Origin of the sequence: Streptomyces sp. NPDC048383, assembly GCF_040651775.1 — a bacterium.
Classification (GTDB): domain Bacteria; phylum Actinomycetota; class Actinomycetes; order Streptomycetales; family Streptomycetaceae; genus Streptomyces.
The window spans coordinates 1-17,288 of sequence record NZ_JBEZKS010000003.1 but is presented as its reverse complement, the minus strand read 5'-3'; the positions used below and the strand labels follow the sequence as shown (position 1 = coordinate 17,288).

12 protein-coding genes are annotated in these 17,288 nt (G+C 71.4%); 4 read left to right on the top strand and 8 right to left on the bottom strand.

The genetic code is table 11. The features are described 5' to 3' along the window. Nucleotides 1-284: 284 nt before the first annotated feature. Nucleotides 285-2,807 (bottom strand): Tex family protein, encoded by a 2,523-nt coding sequence (locus AB0D46_RS03980; RefSeq protein WP_362875687.1) that lies wholly within the window; start codon nt 2,805-2,807, stop codon nt 285-287. Nucleotides 2,808-2,885: 78 nt separating this feature from the next. Beyond that, the gene (locus AB0D46_RS03975) at nt 2,886-3,749 is read right to left on the bottom strand and encodes a hypothetical protein (protein ID WP_362875686.1); all 864 of its coding nucleotides are present in this window, start codon (nt 3,747-3,749) and stop codon (nt 2,886-2,888) included. 399 nt (nt 3,750-4,148) lie between these two features. Between AB0D46_RS03975 and AB0D46_RS03970 the strand changes: the two genes are divergently transcribed. Beyond that, nucleotides 4,149-5,696: a M1 family metallopeptidase gene (locus AB0D46_RS03970; RefSeq protein ID WP_362875685.1), complete on the top strand. Its 1,548-nt coding sequence runs from the start codon at nt 4,149-4,151 to the stop codon at nt 5,694-5,696. A 38-nt stretch (nt 5,697-5,734) separates the two neighbouring features. On the opposite strand, the gene AB0D46_RS03965 is transcribed toward AB0D46_RS03970, so the two are convergent. Continuing rightward, the gene (locus AB0D46_RS03965) at nt 5,735-6,631 is read right to left on the bottom strand and encodes an oxygenase MpaB family protein (protein WP_362875684.1); all 897 of its coding nucleotides are present in this window, start codon (nt 6,629-6,631) and stop codon (nt 5,735-5,737) included. A 140-nt stretch (nt 6,632-6,771) separates the two neighbouring features. On the opposite strand from AB0D46_RS03965, the gene sph reads away from it, so the two are divergent. After that, on the top strand, nt 6,772-7,770 hold the full coding sequence (gene sph, locus AB0D46_RS03960; protein WP_362875683.1) for a sphingomyelin phosphodiesterase: 999 nt from the start codon (nt 6,772-6,774) through the stop codon (nt 7,768-7,770). Nucleotides 7,771-7,939: 169 nt separating this feature from the next. Here sph and AB0D46_RS03955 read toward each other — a convergent pair whose 3' ends face one another. The 5 genes from AB0D46_RS03955 to AB0D46_RS03935 all read right to left on the bottom strand — a co-directional run bounded on the left by AB0D46_RS03955 (nt 7,940) and on the right by AB0D46_RS03935 (nt 15,684). Then, nucleotides 7,940-8,527, bottom strand: a complete 588-nt coding sequence (locus AB0D46_RS03955; protein WP_362875682.1) for a pyridoxamine 5'-phosphate oxidase family protein — start codon at nt 8,525-8,527, stop codon at nt 7,940-7,942. 104 nt (nt 8,528-8,631) lie between these two features. After that, entirely contained in the window at nt 8,632-10,287 is a 1,656-nt protein-coding gene (locus AB0D46_RS03950; protein ID WP_362875681.1) for a bifunctional aspartate transaminase/aspartate 4-decarboxylase, read from the bottom strand. A gap of 51 nt (nt 10,288-10,338) precedes the next feature. Further along, nucleotides 10,339-12,042, bottom strand: a complete 1,704-nt coding sequence (gene aspT, locus AB0D46_RS03945; protein WP_362875680.1) for an aspartate-alanine antiporter — start codon at nt 12,040-12,042, stop codon at nt 10,339-10,341. Between the two features lie 28 nt (nt 12,043-12,070). Then, the gene (gene aspT, locus AB0D46_RS03940) at nt 12,071-13,750 is read right to left on the bottom strand and encodes an aspartate-alanine antiporter (protein WP_362875679.1); all 1,680 of its coding nucleotides are present in this window, start codon (nt 13,748-13,750) and stop codon (nt 12,071-12,073) included. Nucleotides 13,751-13,863: 113 nt separating this feature from the next. Beyond that, nucleotides 13,864-15,684 carry an AMP-dependent synthetase/ligase gene (locus AB0D46_RS03935; protein ID WP_362875678.1) on the bottom strand — a complete coding sequence of 607 codons (1,821 nt, stop codon included), beginning with the start codon at nt 15,682-15,684 and terminating at the stop codon, nt 13,864-13,866. Between the two features lie 85 nt (nt 15,685-15,769). Between AB0D46_RS03935 and AB0D46_RS03930 the strand changes: the two genes are divergently transcribed. Beyond that, entirely contained in the window at nt 15,770-16,498 is a 729-nt protein-coding gene (locus tag AB0D46_RS03930; RefSeq protein ID WP_362875677.1) for a MerR family transcriptional regulator, read from the top strand. Between the two features lie 48 nt (nt 16,499-16,546). After that, nucleotides 16,547-17,194: a 1,4-alpha-glucan branching protein gene (locus AB0D46_RS03925; protein WP_362875676.1), complete on the top strand. Its 648-nt coding sequence runs from the start codon at nt 16,547-16,549 to the stop codon at nt 17,192-17,194. The last annotated feature ends 94 nt before the right edge of the window (nt 17,195-17,288 follow it).

Below are 17,288 nucleotides of genomic sequence, written 5' to 3'. Positions count from 1 at the left end.
CAACTCGCACCGTTTGCGGAGGCTGAGATCCCCATGGGGCATGTGGTCCCTCTTCGAACCCTTTCTCGGGCAGCGTCGGTAGGCGTGCGGGGGCATCGGCATAAGGTCCTGTGCCTTGAGGCGGCCTCGGGAAGGCGGTCCCGGAGGGGTGCGACGGAACACCCGTCCGTACGGGACGAACAGGTGTTCCGCCATGCCTACCGATTGCGCGCGGGGCTTGGCAAGGCATGCCGCCGGGTCGGGGTGGCTATCCGGCCATTCCCGACCGCCGGGGCGGACCGGCCTCAGCTCCGCTTGCGGCGCTCCTCGGGACCGGTGAGACCGGCCTTGCGCAGGGCGTCGGCCATCGCGCTGTTCGCGGGCGCCGGGGCGCCGCCCCGCCGGCCCGCGTCGGAGCCTCCGCCCTGCCGCTGCCCCGTACCGGGCCCGTTGCGCTGACCTTGGCCGCCTTGGCCGCCCTGGCCGCCCCGGCGGTCCTGCCCGGCGCCGCCCTGGACGCCGGCGCGTCGGGCGGCGTCGCCCTGGCCGCCGCCCTGGTTCGCCGCGCCGCGCTGCTGCGGGGGTCGGCCGCCGCCCCGGCGCTCCTCGCGCTGCCGGGGGGCGCCGGCGCCGCGCTCGGCCCCGGCCTCGTCCTCCAGCCGCAGGGTCAGCGAGATCCGCTTGCGCGGGATGTCCACGTCCATGACCTTGACGCGGACGATGTCGCCCGGCTTGACGACGTCCCGCGGGTCCTTGACGAAGGTCTTCGAGAGGGCCGAGACGTGCGCCAGGCCGTCCTGGTGGACACCGATGTCGATGAAGGCGCCGAAGGCGGCCACGTTGGTGACGACGCCCTCCAGGATCATCCCGGGGGCCAGGTCGCCGATCTTCTCCACGCCCTCCTTGAAGGTGGCCGTCTTGAAGGCGGGGCGCGGGTCGCGGCCCGGCTTCTCCAGCTCGCGCAGGATGTCGCCGACCGTCGGCAGGCCGAAGGCCTCGGTGACGAACTCCTCCGGCCGCAGGGAGCGCAGGACGGACGTGTTGCCGATCAGCGCCGCGACGTCACCGCCCGCGGTCTTCCCCATCGCCCGGACCACCGGGTACGTCTCGGGGTGCACGGCGGAGGCGTCCAGCGGGTCGTCCCCGTCGCGGATCCGCAGGAAGCCCGCGCACTGCTCGTACGCCTTCGGGCCGAGCCGGGCCACGTCCTTGAGGCCCTTGCGGCTGCGGAAGGGGCCGTTGGCGTCGCGGTGGGCGACGATGTTCTCGGCGAGGGTGCCGCTGATGCCGGACACGCGCGAGAGCAGCGGCGTGGAGGCGGTGTTGACGTCCACGCCGACGCCGTTCACGCAGTCCTCGACGACCGCGTCGAGGGAGCGGGAGAGCTTCGTCTCGGACAGGTCGTGCTGGTACTGGCCGACGCCGATCGACTTCGGGTCGATCTTGACGAGCTCGGCCAGCGGGTCCTGGAGCCGGCGGGCGATGGAGACGGCGCCGCGCAACGACACGTCCATGCCCGGGAGTTCCTGTGAGGCGAAGGCCGAGGCGGAGTACACGGAGGCGCCCGCCTCCGAGACCATCACCTTGGTCAGGCCCAGTTCGGGGTGGCGGGTGATGAGGTCCCCGGCGAGCTTGTCGGTCTCGCGGGAGGCCGTGCCGTTGCCGATGGCGACGAGCTCGACGGCGTGTTCCTTCGCGAGGCGGGCCAGCTTGGCCAGGGACTCGTCCCACCGGTTGGCGGGCACGTGCGGGTGGATCACGTCCGTGGCGACGACCTTGCCGGTCGCGTCCACGACGGCCACCTTGACGCCGGTACGGAAGCCCGGGTCCAGGCCGAGCGTGGAGCGGGTGCCGGCGGGGGCGGCGAGCAACAGGTCGCGCAGGTTCGCCGCGAAGACGCGTACCGCCTCGTCCTCGGCGGCGGCGCGCAGCCGGGACCGCAGGTCGATGCCGAGGTGGACCTGGACCTTGGTGCGCCAGGCCCAGCGGACGGTGTCGGTCAGCCACTTGTCACCGGGGCGGGCGTGGTCCGAGGGGGCCGCGATGCCGAAGCGGCGGGCGATCATGGCCTCGTACGTGGACGGCCCGGGCAGCTCGGACGGCTCCTCCGGCTCCAGGTCCAGGGCCAGGACGTCCTCCTTCTCGCCGCGCAGCATGGCGAGCACGCGGTGCGAGGGGAGGTCGGTGAACGGCTCGGCGAAGTCGAAGTAGTCGGCGAACTTGGCGCCGGCCTCCTCCTTGCCCTCACGGACCTTCGCGGCGAGCCGGCCGCGGCCCCACATGCGCTCGCGCAGTTCGCCGATCAGGTCGGCGTCCTCGGCGAACTTCTCGGTGAGGATGGCGCGGGCGCCCTCCAGCGCGGCGGCCGGATCGGCGACGCCCTTGTCCGCGTCGACGAACGCGGCCGCGGCGACGGCCGGTTCGACCGAGGGGTCGGCCAGCAGGCCCTCGGCGAGGGGCTCCAGACCGGCCTCGCGGGCGATCTGGGCCTTGGTGCGGCGCTTGGGCTTGAACGGGAGGTAGATGTCCTCCAGTCGGGCCTTGGTGTCGGCCGCGTTGATCCGGGCCTCCAGGGCGTCATCGAGCTTGCCCTGTTCCCGTACGGATTCGAGGATGGCCGCGCGCCGGTCCTCCAGCTCGCGCAGGTACCGCAGCCGCTCCTCCAGGGTGCGCAGCTGGGCGTCGTCGAGCTCCTCGGTCGCTTCCTTGCGGTAGCGCGCGATGAACGGGACGGTGGAACCGCCGTCGAGCAGCTCGACGGCGGACTTGACCTGCCGTTCCCGTACGCCGAGCTCCTCGGCGATCCTGCCTTCGATGGACATCGTCACTGTGCGGTCCCGCCTGCCTTCGTTTGCGTGGAAGGCTGCCAATTGTGGCAGGTGACCGCGGCGGACGGCGGGAACCCCTCAGGCCTTGCCGAAGAGGTCGTGGGGGAAGGCCCCGGCCGCGACGGCCCGCCGGACGAATCCGCCGCCCAGTTCGGCGAGTCGGGCGAGGCCCCGCGCGCCGAGGTGTTCGTACGGGGCCGCGTCGAGCCGGTCGGTCTCGGTCTCCAGGCGTTCGCGGACGGCCCGGCCCTCGTCGGTGAGTTCGCCGTCGGGCTCCAGGATGCCCCGGGCGCGCAGTCGGGCGGCGGCGGCGTCGAGGTCGTCCTGCTGCCAGCCGCGGATGCTCCTGATCCACTTCGGGGTCATGCCGCGGCCGGTGGCGGTGTGGCTGACCAGGGCCTCCACCGGGTCGAGGCCGGTGAGCAGGAGGGCCGCCAGGTGGCCGTCGCCGCGGTGCTCGCGCAGCAGGGTGGTGGCGTGCCACAGGCGCAGGTGCGGCTCCTGCGGTAGGGGGAGGTCGGCGTGGGCGGCGTAGAGGGTGCGGGCGTGCCGGGTGCAGCCCTCGGTGGCGCGCAGGGCCAGGTCGGCGGCCTCGGACAGGTCGGCCGACTCGATGACGGCGGGTCCCAGGAGGCGGCGCAGGGTGGTGTCGGCTGCGCGCAGTCGGGCGGCGAGGACCTGCTCGGGCGTGGCGACGTCCCAGACGGCGGGGAGGTGCGCGGCGACCAGGTCGTGGCGGTAGTTGTAGAAGGCGGCGGTCACCGCGCCGGGGCCGACGGCGCCCATGGCGGCGGATCGGGTCGCGAGGTTGACGGCGACGCGGTGGGTGACGCCGAGGGCCGCGAGTTCGGTGGTGAGGTCGGGCGAGAAGTAGATCGTGGAGTGCAGCGGGTTGACGGCGGTGTGCCAGCAGCGTCGGGCGGCGTGCGGGGGAAGCGTCATGCGCCGCAGGTTACCGACTGCTCGGTATGTCGGGTAGCCGGGGGTGCCCACGTCCCCGCTCCGGTCGACCTCGCCGGGCCCGTGCGGCGCCCACCCTTTCCGGCCGTTCTGGTGGCGCCGGCGGGGGCGGGCGCGACCGGTGCGCGCGGGGGCGCCGGCCGGCCGACGGCGGCGCCGCGCCCCGGGTGCGCCGTACGCCGCCCGGCCCGTGGCGGCGGCCGTGGCGACGGCCGACCGGACGCGCTCACCGACCGGCGTGTCCGCTCAGCGGGGTGTGACGGCCGAATGGCGATCGTGTGACAGCAGGGGCCATGGACATGACGTGGCGCGGCACGGGTGAATACGGTCGACGGACGAGACCTTGAACCGATCTGTCTCCCCTACCACTTGGAGCTCTTCGTGCACCGCAAAGTCATCGCCCCGAGCGTGCTGGCCGCCTCCCTCCTGCTGGTGATCCCGGCGTCGGCGGCCAGTGCCGGTCCGGGCGCACCGGGTATCGGCGATCCCTACTACCCGGCCAGCGGGAACGGCGGTTACGACGTCTCCCACTACGACCTGCGCCTGCAGTACCAGCCGAAGACGGACCTGCTGGAGGGCACCGCCACCCTGCTGACCACGGCCAAGCAGGACCTGTCCCGGTTCAACCTCGACTTCGGACTCAAGGTGAGCGAGGTCCGGGTCAACGGGGTCAAGGCGAAGTTCGCCGCGACCGGCACCCAGGAGCTGGAGGTGACCCCCGCCCAGCCGCTCCTGAAGGGCAAGCAGTCCTCGGTGGTCGTCAAGTACGCGGGCAAGCCCTCGGAGTTCAAGGTCGACGGCTGGACGGCCTGGCAGCGCACCCCGGACGGCGGCGTGGCGGCGCAGGAGCCCGACTCCGCGATCTGGTGGTTCCCGAGCAACGACCACCCGCTGGACAAGGCCACCTTCGACGTCTCCGTCAACGTCCCGGACGGCACCCAGGCCATCAGCAACGGCGTGCTCCAGTCACAGAGCTCGAAGTTGGGCTGGACCCGCTTCAACTGGCGCTCCAACAAGCCGCAGGCCACCTACCTGGCCACCCTGGCCATCGGCAAGTTCGACATCACGACGGACAAGACGGCGAGCGGGCTGCCGATCCTGAACGCCTACAGCAAGGACCTCGGTGACAACGCCGGCGCGGCGCGCGCGAGCGTGGAGCGGACCGGCGAGGTCGCCGAGTGGCTGGAGGGCGTCTTCGGCCCGTACCCGTTCAACGCGCTGGGCGGCTACGTCCCGAACGTGAACGCGGGGTACGCGCTGGAGACGCAGACTCGGCCGTTCTACGGCCCGCGCCAGTTCCAGAACGGCGCGAACGTCTCGGTGGTCGTCCACGAGATCGCCCACCAGTGGTACGGCGACAGCGTCTCCGTCGACAACTGGAAGGACATCTGGGTCAACGAGGGCTTCGCCCGCTACAGCCAGTGGCTGTGGTCGGAGAAGGAGGGCGAGGGCACCGCGCAGGAGCTCGCCGACTGGACGTACGCCTCCCGCCCCGCCGAGGACCCGTTCTGGCAGGTCAAGCCCGGTGACCCGGGTGCGGAGAACCAGTTCCACGGTGCGGTCTACGACCGGGGCGCGATCGCGCTCCAGGCGTTGCGGAACGAGATCGGCGACGAGAAGTTCTTCCAGATCCTCAAGGGCTGGCCGACCGAGCGGGCCCACGGCAACGCCAAGGTCGGCGACTTCGTCCGCTACGCGGAGAAGGTCTCCAACAAGCCGCTGGCGCAGCTGTTCGAGACCTGGCTCTACACCCCGGGCAAGCCGGCCTTCGCCCCGCCGGCCGCGAAGAACGCCGGCGCCCGCGCCCTCCAGGCCCCGGCCAAGCCGGCCGCGGAGCCGAAGTCCTGGAAGAAGATCGCCGCGACGAACACGGTCCACGACCACGGCCACGACCACGGCCAGGAGCAGGGCCGCAAGCACGGTCACTGATCACACCCCGCCGCGTCCCCGGTGCGCGCCGGCGTCCCTCAGCGGGCGTCGGCGCGCGCCCGCGCCCGGGCGGCGCGGGCGATGGGCAGGTAGCGCAGGCGTTCCGGCAGCAGCGGTACGAGGATCCGCACGGCGGAGCTGAACCGCCGGAGCCTGCGCTCCTGGGCCGGGCTCCACTCCAACCCGACGGCCTCCCGGGCCTCGGGCGGCATGTAGCCGACGCTGACGAAGGCCCGCAGGCGCAGGAACGCCGTGCGCAGCAGCGGCCAGGTCAGTCGCAGCAGCAACCGGACCGGCGCGGACCCCGCCTCGGGCCGGGGCAGGGCCACATCGGTGGCGACCAGCTCCCGCGCCACCGCGGTCGGCTCGATCTCCTCCGCCAGCATCCGGCGGTAGTAGACCCAGTACTCCTCGATGGTCTGCGGCATGTCCCGGTCGTGGAGGCCGAGGATCCGGCCGACCTGGAGCCATTCCCGGTAGAGCTGCCGCTCCTGGGCGGGGGTGAAGGGCCGCAGCAGGTAGCGCCCCGCGTAGAGGTAGACGGGGAAGCCGGTGGCGTGGACCCAGGAGTAGCAGGCGGGGTCGAGCGAGTGGTAGCGGCGGCCGCGGGTGTCGGTGCCCTGGATCTCCTTGTGCAGGCGGCGTACCCGGCGGCCCTCCTCGGCGGCGTCGGCGCCCCCGTACACCCACAGCTGGACCGAGCGCAGCGAGCGTTCGCCGCGCCCCCAGGGGTCGGTGCGAAAGACGGAGTGGGTGTCGACGCCGGCCCCGATGGCGGGGTGGGCGACCTGCAGGGTGAAGGCGGCGGGCAGCATCAGTAGGGCGCGGACGTCCCCGGCGATGGTCCACAGCACCCCGCCGGGGGCGGGGGGCTCGGGGTCGGGGCGGCGCCCGGTCGGTGGTGTGGCGGGGGGCGCGTCGTGCTGCTTCTCCATGACACAAGTATGCGAGCCCCGGACGGCCGTCTTCCGGACAGAAAGTCGATGCACGGGTGTTACCCAGAGGTAACTGGTGCTGCTTGTATGACGGCGTCGATCTTCCCCGCACTTCCCCCGCAGGAATGATGGAGACCCTCATGCTGCACACCTCGCCCCGCTCGCGCCGCGCCGCCGCCACGGCCGTCGCGGCGGTCGCCGCCGGCGCCCTGGCCGTCACCACCGCGCCGGCCGCCACGGCCGCGGAGGGCGCCGCGGCCCCGCGGCTCAGCGTCCTGTCGTACAACGTGTTCCTGATGAGCAAGAACCTGTACCCGAACTGGGGTCAGGACCACCGGGCCGCGGAGATCCCCAAGGCGTCCTTCTACCAGGGCCACGACGTGGTGGTGCTCCAGGAGGCCTTCGACAACCCCGCGTCGGACGCGCTCAAGGCCAACTCGGCGGCGAAGTACCCGTACCAGACCCCGGTGGTGGGCCGCGGCAAGAGCGGCTGGGACGCCACGGGCGGTGCGTACTCGGCGACGACGCCGGAGGACGGCGGCGTCACGATCCTGAGCAAGTGGCCGATCCTGCGCAAGGAGCAGGTGGTCTACAAGGACGCCTGCGGCGCCGACTGGTGGTCCAACAAGGGCTTCGCCTACGTCGTGCTGAACGTGAACGGCGCGAAGGTGCACGTGGTCGGCACGCACGCCCAGTCCACCGACCCGGGTTGCGGCGCGGGCGAGGCGGCGCAGATGCGCAGCCGGCAGTTCAAGGCGATCGACGCCTTCCTGGACGCGAAGAACATCCCGGCGACCGAACAGGTCATCGTCGCGGGCGACATGAACGTCGACTCGCGCACCCCCGAGTACGCCTCCATGCTGGCCGACGCCGACCTGGCCGGCGCGGACACCCGCACGGGGCACACGTACTCCTTCGACACCGCGCTCAACTCGATCGCGAACTACCGCTACCCGACGGACCCGCGCGAGGACCTGGACTACGTCCTGTACCGCAAGGGGAACGCCCGCCCGGCGGGCTGGGAGAACAACGTCGTCAAGGAGCAGTCGGCGCCGTGGACGGTCTCCAGCTGGGGCACCTCCTACACGTACGACAACCTTTCGGACCACTACCCGGTCGTGGGGTACGTCGCCCGGTAGTCGACAGGGCCGGAACTCCGTCGGACCGGCAGCCCAGAAGCATCCCCGACCACCGCGGACGCGACCCTGGCGGCCGCGCACGAGCAGTTCGCCTCCGGTACCGGCCGAATCGGCACGACGACCACGTGACGCCTCCTCCCGGCCCCGGGTCGGGAGGAGGGGCCGGTGTTCAGAAGTTGGCGGGCGGGAGTGGGAGGGGGAGTCCGGGCAGGCCGTCGATGCTCTGCGCTATGTGTTCCTTCTTGCTGAAGTACGCGCTCAGCGAGGCGTCGTCCTCGCGGGAGAAGCGTCGGCCGTGCAGGTCGCGTTCCTCGTCGTACGACATGAACGGCACCCCGTATCCGCAGGAGTCGCGGACGCGTTCGGCCGTCACCACGATGATCGCGCGCAGCCCGTGCAGGGTCGGGTCGATGTCCGGGAAGTGTGCGAGGAGTTCCGTGAAGCGCGGGTCGTCGCGGAAGACGGGCTCGCCCCGGCCGTGCACCCGGACGATGTTGGGCGCCCCCTGGAAGGCGCACCACATCACCGTGATCCGACCGTTCTCCCGCAGGTGCGCGATGGTCTCGGCGGTGCTGCCCGCGAAGTCGAGGTAGGCGATCCGCTGCTCGTCGAGCACCGCGAAGGAGCCCTTGAGGCCCTTCGGGGAGAGGTTGACCGTGCCGTCCCCGACGAGCGGGGCGGTCGCGGTGAAGAAGATCGGCTGCTGTTCGATGAAGGCGCGCAGCCTGCCGTCGATGCGTTCGTAAGTCTTTCCCATGTCTAAGGATTATGCGAGGAAAACCTTCGACTGTCTAACGAACTCCTCCCGGTCCGTCACCTCCGCCGTACGGGTGCCCGCCCGGGAGCGGGCACCCGCGGGAGTCAGCCGGCGGCCCTGGAGCGCTGCCATTCGTCGGCGTAGTCGTTGAAGATCGCCCGCAGGTGGTGGCCGATCTTCAGGTAGTCGAGGTCGTCGAGGTTGGCCAGGGAGACCCGGACCGACCATTCGGGTCCGTCGAACCCGCCGCCGTTGAGGAGGACGACGGAGGTCTGTTCGGCGAGTCGGAACAGGGGGTCGACGGGCTCGTAGTTCTTCTCCAGGAAGTCGGCGAAGTCCTTGCCGTGGACCCGCTCCGCCTCGGCGAGCAGGTCCAGTTCGATGTAGTAACCGGCCCGCTTGTCGTCCTCACTGATCTTCATCTGGGCGCCCTCCAGGAGGAGGTCCAGGCGCCGGTGGACGATCTGTCGGATGCGGGCCTTGTAGGCCTGCCCCTCGTCGAGCATGTCGAAGAGGGAGAAGAGCACCATCATCGTCTGCTGCGGCAGCGACAGGCCGGCGGTGTGGTTGAGGGCGACGGAGCGGGAGTCGGCGACCAACCGGTCGATGAACCGGATGGAGCCCGGGTCGAGGGTCAGGGTCCCGTACCGCTCGGCGAGGCGGTCCTTCTGGTCCTGGGGGAACGCGGCGATCATCTCGTCGATGACGTTGTCGTCGTGCAGTCCGATCACACCGAGGCGCCAGCCCGTGCAGCCGTAGTGCTTGGAGTACGAGTACACGAGCAGGGTGTTGCGCGGCAGTTCGGCGGCGAGCGAGCGGAAGCCCGGGACGAAGGTGCCGTAGACGTCGTCGGTGACGATCAGCAGGTTGGGGTTGGGGCCCGCCACGATCTCCTTGATCTGGTCGGCGACCCGGTCGCTGAGCGCCAGCGACGGCGGGTTGCTGGGGTTGACCAGGCAGACGAGTTTGACGGCCGGGTCCGCGAGCTTGGCCACCTCCTCCTCCGGGTACCGCCACTGGCGCACCCCTGTTTCGGCGAACAGGCTCGCGGAGACGTTGACCACCTCGAACTCGAAGGTGTCGAGTTCGGGGATCTCGATGTACGGGGTGAACACCGGGGTCAGCAGGGCGATCTTGTCGCCCTTGTGGAGGACCCCGTTCTTCATCAGCGAGTCGAAGATGTAGCACATGGCGGCCGTGCCGCCCTCGGTCGCGAAGAGCGAGAGGGTGTCGTGCGGCGGCCGCTCGTCGAACATCTCGTCGTGGACGTAGCCGCGCACGATGTGTTCCGCGTGGGTCAGCATCCGGTCCGGGACGGGGTAGTTGTCGCCCGTGATCGCGTCGGTCAGCTCGTGGATGAAGGCGTCCTTGTCGAACGGCCAGCGCTTCAGGGCGTACTGGACGCAGGCGGAGAGCATCTCGACGCCCGGGAGCTCGGGGTGGCGGCGCACCCAGGACTCGAACCGGCCGCCGATGCCCTTCTTCTCCGGCATCCCGCCGAGGTGGTCGGCGGTCCACACGCGCCGGGACTCGTCCAGGGCGAAGTAACCGAGGGCGTAGAACGCCTCGCGCGGTCCGGTGGCGATCCAGTTGGGGTTGCCGCGCCCCGCGTTGAGCATGGCGCGGGCAGTGGTCTCCTTCTGACCGGGCTTGTCCTCCTGGGCCGCCGTGGCGAGCTGGATGAACTTGTCCTTCAGCTCGAAGGGGCTGAGCTGGGCGAAGGACTGGACCTCTTCGCGGCTGAAGCTGGTCTCGGGCACGGTGCTTCCTTACGTGGACGGGTGCGGGGACGGGGCGCGACGGGCGGCGCGTCAGTGGTGGAGGAGGACGATGACGGCTCCCCAGATGGTCAGCAGCACGTTGCTGATGGCGTACGGGATCGTGTAGCCGAGCACCGGCACCTGCGACTTGGACTGTTCGACCACGGCGCCGATCGCGGCGGTGGTGGTCTGGCCGCCGGCGAGGACGCCCATCAGGATCGGAAAGCGGATCTTCTGGACGTGATGGCCGACGAGGAAGCCCACGAGCAACGGGATCAGCGTGGCGACGGCTCCGAAGACCAGCAGGCCCCAGCCGGCCAGGGCCAGCCCGCTGGTGAAGCTCGGCCCGGCGTTGATGCCGACGACCGCGACGAAGAGGCAGAGCCCGAGGGTGTCCATGAACCACTGGGCGCCGGGCGGAACGTTTCCGTACGTCGGGTACTTGCCCCGGATCCAACCGAACACCAGACCCATGATCAGCGCGCCGCCCGAGGTGGACAGCGAGATCGGCACCCCGCCGGCGGTCAGGGCGGGAATGCCCAGGCAGCCGCCGAGGAAGATGCCGAGGCCCACCCAGATCATGTCGGTGGCGAAACTCGTCGGCACCGGCTTGCCGAGGGCCGCGCCGGCCGGGTCGACGAGCCGCTTGGGCCCCGACAGGATCACCGTGTCGCCGCGCTCCACGGGGGTGCTGAGCCGGTAGGGGAACTCGGCGCCCGCCCGGTACAGCTTGTCGATGTACACACCGACCATGAACGGTTCGGCGCGCAGCTCCGCGATGCTCTTGCCCAACTGGGCCTTCTCGGAGACCACCACGTGCAGGGTTTCGGTCTGGTACCCGAGCAGCTCGACGTCGTCGGCCTCGGGGCCGATGTGGGTGCGGGCGTCGAACGCCACCAGGGAGTCGCGCAGGGCGGACACGGCCACCACGTCGCCCTCGCGCAGGGTGGTCTGCTGGGTGTGGTCGACGATCGCGCCGTCGCGGCGGACCCGGGTGAGGTAGATGCGGCGGCCGAGCGCCTTCTGCTGCTGCTCGAAGTCCTCGATGGTGCGGCCCACCAGGTCCGGATGGACGATGGTGTACGCGCGCAGGACGACCTCGTAGTACCCCTCGTGCAGGTCCGGGTCGTCGGCGGGCGCGTCCATCTCGATGGCGAGCCGGGCGCTCTCGGCGGCCAGGTCCCGGCGGTAGATCCGGGGCAGGATCGAGGCCAGCAGGATCGCGCAGAGGATGGTGCCGAGCGGGTAGGTGACCGCGTACCCGACGGCGACCAGGTTCTCCTGCTCCTTGATCTGGTCGGCGGACAGGCCCGGCAGGTTGCCGATGGCGTCCTGGGCGACACCGATGACGGCGGACTGGGTCAGCGCCCCGCCCAGCAGCCCCGCGCTGAGGCCGGGTCCGTAACCGAGGAAGGAGGCGAAGCCCCAGCAGACCAGCAACCCGGTCACGCAGACGATGACGGCGTTGATGACCTGCGGCAGGCCGTCCTTCTTCAGTCCCCGGAAGAACTGGGGCCCGACCTTGTAGCCGAGGGCGAAGAGGAACATCGTGAAGAAGAGGTTCTTCACGGTCCCGTCGATCGTGACCTTGAACTGTGCTCCGAAGACCAGCCCCACGATCAGGCAGCCCGTGACGGCGCCGAGGGCGATCGCCTTGTAGCGGAGCTTGCCGACGAAGAACCCGACCGCCACCGTGAGGAAGACGAGCAGCTCGGGGTGGGGTTGGAAGATGTTCCGGTTGAGGAAATCGATCATGTGGGTGCCATCCGGTGGTGTACGGGGCTCAGGCGCCGAGGATCCCGACGAGGATCGGACCGGTCAGGGGCAACAGGAAGTTGGAGAGGGCGTAGGTGATCGTGTAGCCGAGCATCGGTACGGAGCTCTGTGCGACCTGCGTGACGGAGGTGATGGCCGGCGTGGAGCACTGCTGGCCGGCGATCGCTCCGATCAGCAGCGGCGGTTCGATCTTCAGGAGCTTGCGGCCGATGACGAGCGAGAGCGTGGCCGGTACGAGGACCATGGCGATCCCGGCGAAGGGCAGCAGCGCCCCGTACTCCTTGAGCAGCGGCCAGGCCTGGGGGCCGGAGGTGAGACCGGTGCAGGCGATGAACACCGCGAGGCCCATGTCCTTGATCGTGGTCGCGGCCTGGGGAGGGAAGGCGCCGAAGGTCTGTCGGCGGGAGCGGAACCAGCCGAAGAGCAGGCCGGAGACCAGACAGCCGCCACCGGTGCCCAGCGAGAGCGGGACGCCGCCGAAGCGGACGACGACCTGCCCGAGGAGGGAGCCGGCCGCGATGCCGAGGCCGAGATAGACGAAGTCGGTGGAGTCGTTCTTCGCGACCGTGCCGATCTTCGCGACGATCCGGTTCAGCCCGGAGCGGGCGCCGACCAGGGTGACGACGTCGCCGCGCTCGATCACCGTCTCGGGGGTGGCCGGCAGGTTCTGGTCGCCCCTGAGCACGTCGGTGACGTACACGCCGCTGCGGGCGAACTCCGGGTGCTCGTGCACGATCCGGTCGATGGTCTTGCCGGAGACGGAGCGGTCGGTCACCGCGATCTGGCTGGTGACGAGCGGGGTGTCCACGCCCGGGATGCCGGGGGTCTCCGGGCCGATGGCGCGGCCGGCCTCGATGGTGTTCGAGCGGCGGCCGACGATCAGGACCAGGTCGGAGAGGGTGAGCGCGAGGTCGGGTGCGGGCGTCAGCGTCCTGGAGCCGCGTTTGACGGCCTCGACGGTGACCCGTCCGCCGAAGCCGGTCTCCAGGTCGCCGACCGTACGGCCGTCGGCGGTGGTGACCAGGTAGGTCCGGCCGACCAGGCCCGGCAGGGCCTCGCGTTCGTCGCTCTCCAGGGAAGCGCCGCCCCCGCGCATCCGCTCCCACAGCTCGCGGGAGGCGTCGCGCAGGCTGACGCGCAGCAGCATCGGCATGATCTGGCTGGTGTAGATGACGATGGTGATCAGGCCGAACAGGTAGCAGACCGTGTAGGCGGTGGCCACGTGGCCCTGGTAGGTGGTGATCTGCTCGGCGGTCAGGTCGGGCAGTTTGGCGATGGCCTCGGTGGCGGTGCCGACGACGGCCGATTCGGTGGCGGCGCCGGCCAGGATGCCGGAGGCGGTGCCGACGTCCAGGTCGAAGGTTTTCGCCAGCAGGTAGGCGAGGCCCAGGACGCTGACCAGCTCGATGAGGCAGAGCGCGAAGAAGCGCATGCTCTTGCGGTTGAGGTTGGCGAAGAACTGCGGGCCCGCCAGGTAGCCGAGGGCGAAGATGAACAGCGCGAAGAAGATCGTCTTGACGTCGGCGGAGATTTCGATGTGGGCCCAGGCGCCCAGTAGCAGGGAGACGATCAGCGTGCCGCAGATGCCGCCGAGGGTGATCGGACCGACCCGCAGCTTGCCGAGGAGGTAGCCGGCGGCCAGGCACAGGAAGAGGGCCAGTTCGGGGTGGTCACGCAGCACTCCCACGGGTCGTCACCTCGCCCCGGCGGGAGGGCCCGGAGGCCCGGGGGGAACGTGTCGACATTTCCCCACCCTCACCCGGTGGGCGGGGACCCGCTCACCGGGTGGGGCCGTCCGGGTTACGGGGCCTCGTACAGCCTTTCGATCAGGTCGCCGTACTTGTCCCGGACCACGCGGCGGCGCAGTTTCAGCGAGGGCGTGAGCTCGCCGGACTCCGGCCCCCACTCCGCGGCGAGCAGCCGGAACCGCTTGATCTGCTCGGTGCGGTTGAGCCTGGCGTTGGCGGCCTCGACGGCGCGGGCGACCTCGTCCAGGACGGCCGGGTGCGCGGCGAGCGCGTCGAGGGAGGCGGCCTCGATGCCGTGGGCGGCGGCCCAGGCCGGCGCCAGTTCGGGGTCGAGGACCAGCAGGGCGACGAGGTAGGAGCGGCCGTCGCCGTGGACCAGGGCCTGGCCGATCAACGGATGCTCCTTGACGGTGTTCTCCACCAGGGCCGGGGAGACGTTCTTCCCGTTCGAGGTGATGATCAGCTCCTTCTTGCGGTCCGTCAGCCACAGGAAGCCGTCGTCGTCGATCCGGCCGACGTCTCCGGTCGGGAACCAGCCGTCGGCGTCGGAGGCGGTCTCCAGCGAGCCGTCGGGCCTCAGGTAGCCGGCGAAGACGGTCGCGCCGCGCGCGAGGATCTCGCCGTCCTCGGCGACGCGCAGTTCCAGCCCCTCGATGGGCCGCCCCACCGAGCCCAGCCGGAACCCGTCGGGGCTGTTGACGGTGCACACGCCGGAGGTCTCGGTCAGCCCCCACGCGTCCATGATGGTGATCCCCCAACCCGCCCAGAACCGCACCACGTCGATCGGCATCGGCGCGGTGGCGCTGGCCGTCCACACCAGCCGGTCCAGCCCGGCCAGGCGCAGCAGCGGCTCCAGGACCCGCTCGCGCGCCTCGGCGTACGAGGCTGCGAGCGCGGCCGGCGCCTCCTCGCCGCGTTCCCGGTGGCCGGCGAGCGCCCGGGCCAGGTCGCCCGCCTCCTCGATGGCCCGCTGCTGCTCCCGCGGCAGCTGGGTGAGGACGGCCCGTACGCCGGCGGCCAGCTTCTCCCACACCCGGGGCACCCCGAAGAACTGCACGGGACGCAGTTCGCGGACGGCCGCCGCCACGGCGGTGGGGTCGCCGACGAGGCGGACGTGGGCGGCGCGCAGCAGGGGCAGGTAGATGCCGAGGATCCGCTCGGCGATGTGGGCGAAGGGCAGGTAGCAGATGTGCTCGGCGTGCTCCGGCAGGTCCGTGTTCCGGTCGAGGCGGACGGCCTGGAGCATGATGTTGCGGTGGGTCAGGCGGACGCCCTTGGGGTCCCCGGTGGTGCCGGAGGTGTAGACGACGGTCAGCGGGTCCTCGGGGCGGATCTCCTGCCAGGCCTTCTCGAAGGCGTCGGCGTCGTGCGGCCGGGCGCCGCTCGCGTACAGCGATCCGTAGGTGCGGTGCGGGCCCGCCTCGGCGGCCTCGGCGACCACGAGGCGCTCCAGGGGAACGGTGTCGTCGGCCAGCAGTGGTTCCCACCAGGCGAGTTCGCGAGCGCCCTCGACGACGGCCAGCCGGGCCCGGCTGTGGCGGGCTATGTGGGCTATCTGTTCGGGCGCGGAAGTTCCGTACACGGTGACGGGGACGGCGCCGAGGTGGACGAGGGCGAGGTCGGTGAGCCAGTGCTCGGGCCGGTTGCCCATCATCAGCAGCACGTGTTCGCCGCGCTGGACGCCGAGGGCGGCGTACCCGGAGGCGAGGACGGCGACCTCGCGACGGACCTCGCTCCAGGTGAGGGTCCGCCACGCGGCCCCCTCGCGCCAGGAGAGCGCGGCGAGGGATCCGTGTTCGGCGGCGTTGCGGGCGAGCAGGACGGGCAGGGTGATCTCTTCGGGTCGTCCGGGCAGTCGCAGGTTCGTGGTCATGGGCAGCTCCTGGCCGTTTCACATCGTTGGTGCGACAGCAATACTGTTGAACCCAAGCTGTGGAGCAGAGAGCGAGGCGCAGACGATGGCCGACCGGGCAACCGAGCCGATGCTCACCGTCGACGAGCTGGCGTCGAAAGCCGGCGTCACCGTCCGCACCGTACGGTTCTACAGCACGCGCGGGCTTTTGCCCCCTCCCGTGATCGGACCCCGTCGGGTGGGGCACTACGGCCCCGAGCACCTGTCCCGACTGGCGCTCATCGAGGAGTTGCAGCACCAGGGCATGACCCTGTCGGCGATCCAGCGCTACCTGGACGCGCTGCCCGACGACCTGAGCGCGCACGACCTGGCGATCCACCGGGCGCTGGTGGCCACCTGGGCTCCGGACGCGGCCGAGGAGGTGTCGCGGGCCGAACTGGAGCGGCGGGCCGGACGGGACCTGACGGACGGTGACCTGCGCCGGTTGGCCGCGATGAACGTGGTGGCCGCCTCGGGCGAGGGGTTCCGGGTCGATCCGGGGCTGTTGCGGCTGGGGGTGGCGCTGCTCGACGTACCGATCGCGCACGAGACGATCCTGGTGGCCAGGCGGTTGCTGCTGGAGCACGCGCGGACGGCGGCGCACCAGCTGACGGCCCTGTTCCGCGACGAGGTGTGGGGGCCGTTCACCGAGGGCGAGAGCGATCCGGAGCGGGTGGAGTCGATGAAGGCACTGTCCGCGCACATGCAACCGATGGTGGTGCAGGCACTGGTGACGGCCTTCCAAAGGTCCTTGAAGGAGGAACTGCGCGCGGCGTTCGTCTCCGAGTCCGACTGAGGGCAAAGCCCTCGCGCGCGGCCCGCCGGCCCGAGTAGTTTCGTGATCATGGCAGTCATCCACCACACCACGCTGACCCCGACCAAGGTCGAACTCCTCGGCGCCTGGCTCCCGTCGCGACCCTGGTACGGGGGCACCGGGTCCGCCCCGCGGCTCGCCAGGGCGGGCGGGTTCCGGCTCGACGACCCCGAGGGCGAGGTGGGCATCGAGTTCCTGGTCGTCATCGACGGCCCCGGCGACGCCGCGCCCGCCTACCTGACGCCCCTCACCTACCGCGCGACCCCGCTCGACGGCGGGCGGGCGGGCCTGATCGGCACCCTGGAGCACGGAGTGCTCGGCAAGCGCTGGGTCTACGACGGAGCCCACGACCCGGTGCTGGTCGGCCAGTTGCTCGCGCTCCTGGCCGGCCGGGTGGCGGCGCAGGCGCAGGGCGAAAGCGACACGCCCGACCCGACGGTGGAGGTGCGCACCGTCGACGCCGACCTCCCGGCCGGGCTGACGGAGGTGACGGAGACCACCGGGGCCACCGTCCTCGCGGCCCCGGGGGCGCCGGTGACCCTGAGCCTGACCCGGGTCCTGCGCCCGGGGCCGGCCGCCGGACGGGACGTACGGGGTCAGGTGCTGGCCCCCTGGTCCGCCCCGGACGGTGCCGCGCCGCGCGGCGCCTTCGCGGTGCTGCGCGACTCCGCCCGGTAGGCCGGTACGTACGCGCGGGCGCCCCCGGCCCCGGGGCGGGGCCCGGGCGCCCCCGCCCGGGGGGCGCGGGTCGCGGTCGAGAACAAACAGGAAC

Bases quoted from the DNA above. Each gene is read 5' to 3' on its own strand.
- AB0D46_RS03930 (WP_362875677.1), top strand. From the start codon at position 15,770: ATGGCCGACCGGGCAACCGAGCCGATGCTCACCGTCGACGAGCTGGCG.
- AB0D46_RS03965 (WP_362875684.1), bottom strand. From the start codon at position 6,631: ATGGAGAAGCAGCACGACGCGCCCCCCGCCACACCACCGACCGGGCGC.
- sph (WP_362875683.1), top strand. From the start codon at position 6,772: ATGCTGCACACCTCGCCCCGCTCGCGCCGCGCCGCCGCCACGGCCGTC.
- AB0D46_RS03925 (WP_362875676.1), top strand. From the start codon at position 16,547: ATGGCAGTCATCCACCACACCACGCTGACCCCGACCAAGGTCGAACTC.
- AB0D46_RS03975 (WP_362875686.1), bottom strand. From the start codon at position 3,749: ATGACGCTTCCCCCGCACGCCGCCCGACGCTGCTGGCACACCGCCGTC.
- aspT (WP_362875680.1), bottom strand. From the start codon at position 12,042: ATGATCGATTTCCTCAACCGGAACATCTTCCAACCCCACCCCGAGCTG.
- AB0D46_RS03935 (WP_362875678.1), bottom strand. From the start codon at position 15,684: ATGACCACGAACCTGCGACTGCCCGGACGACCCGAAGAGATCACCCTG.
- AB0D46_RS03955 (WP_362875682.1), bottom strand. From the start codon at position 8,527: ATGGGAAAGACTTACGAACGCATCGACGGCAGGCTGCGCGCCTTCATC.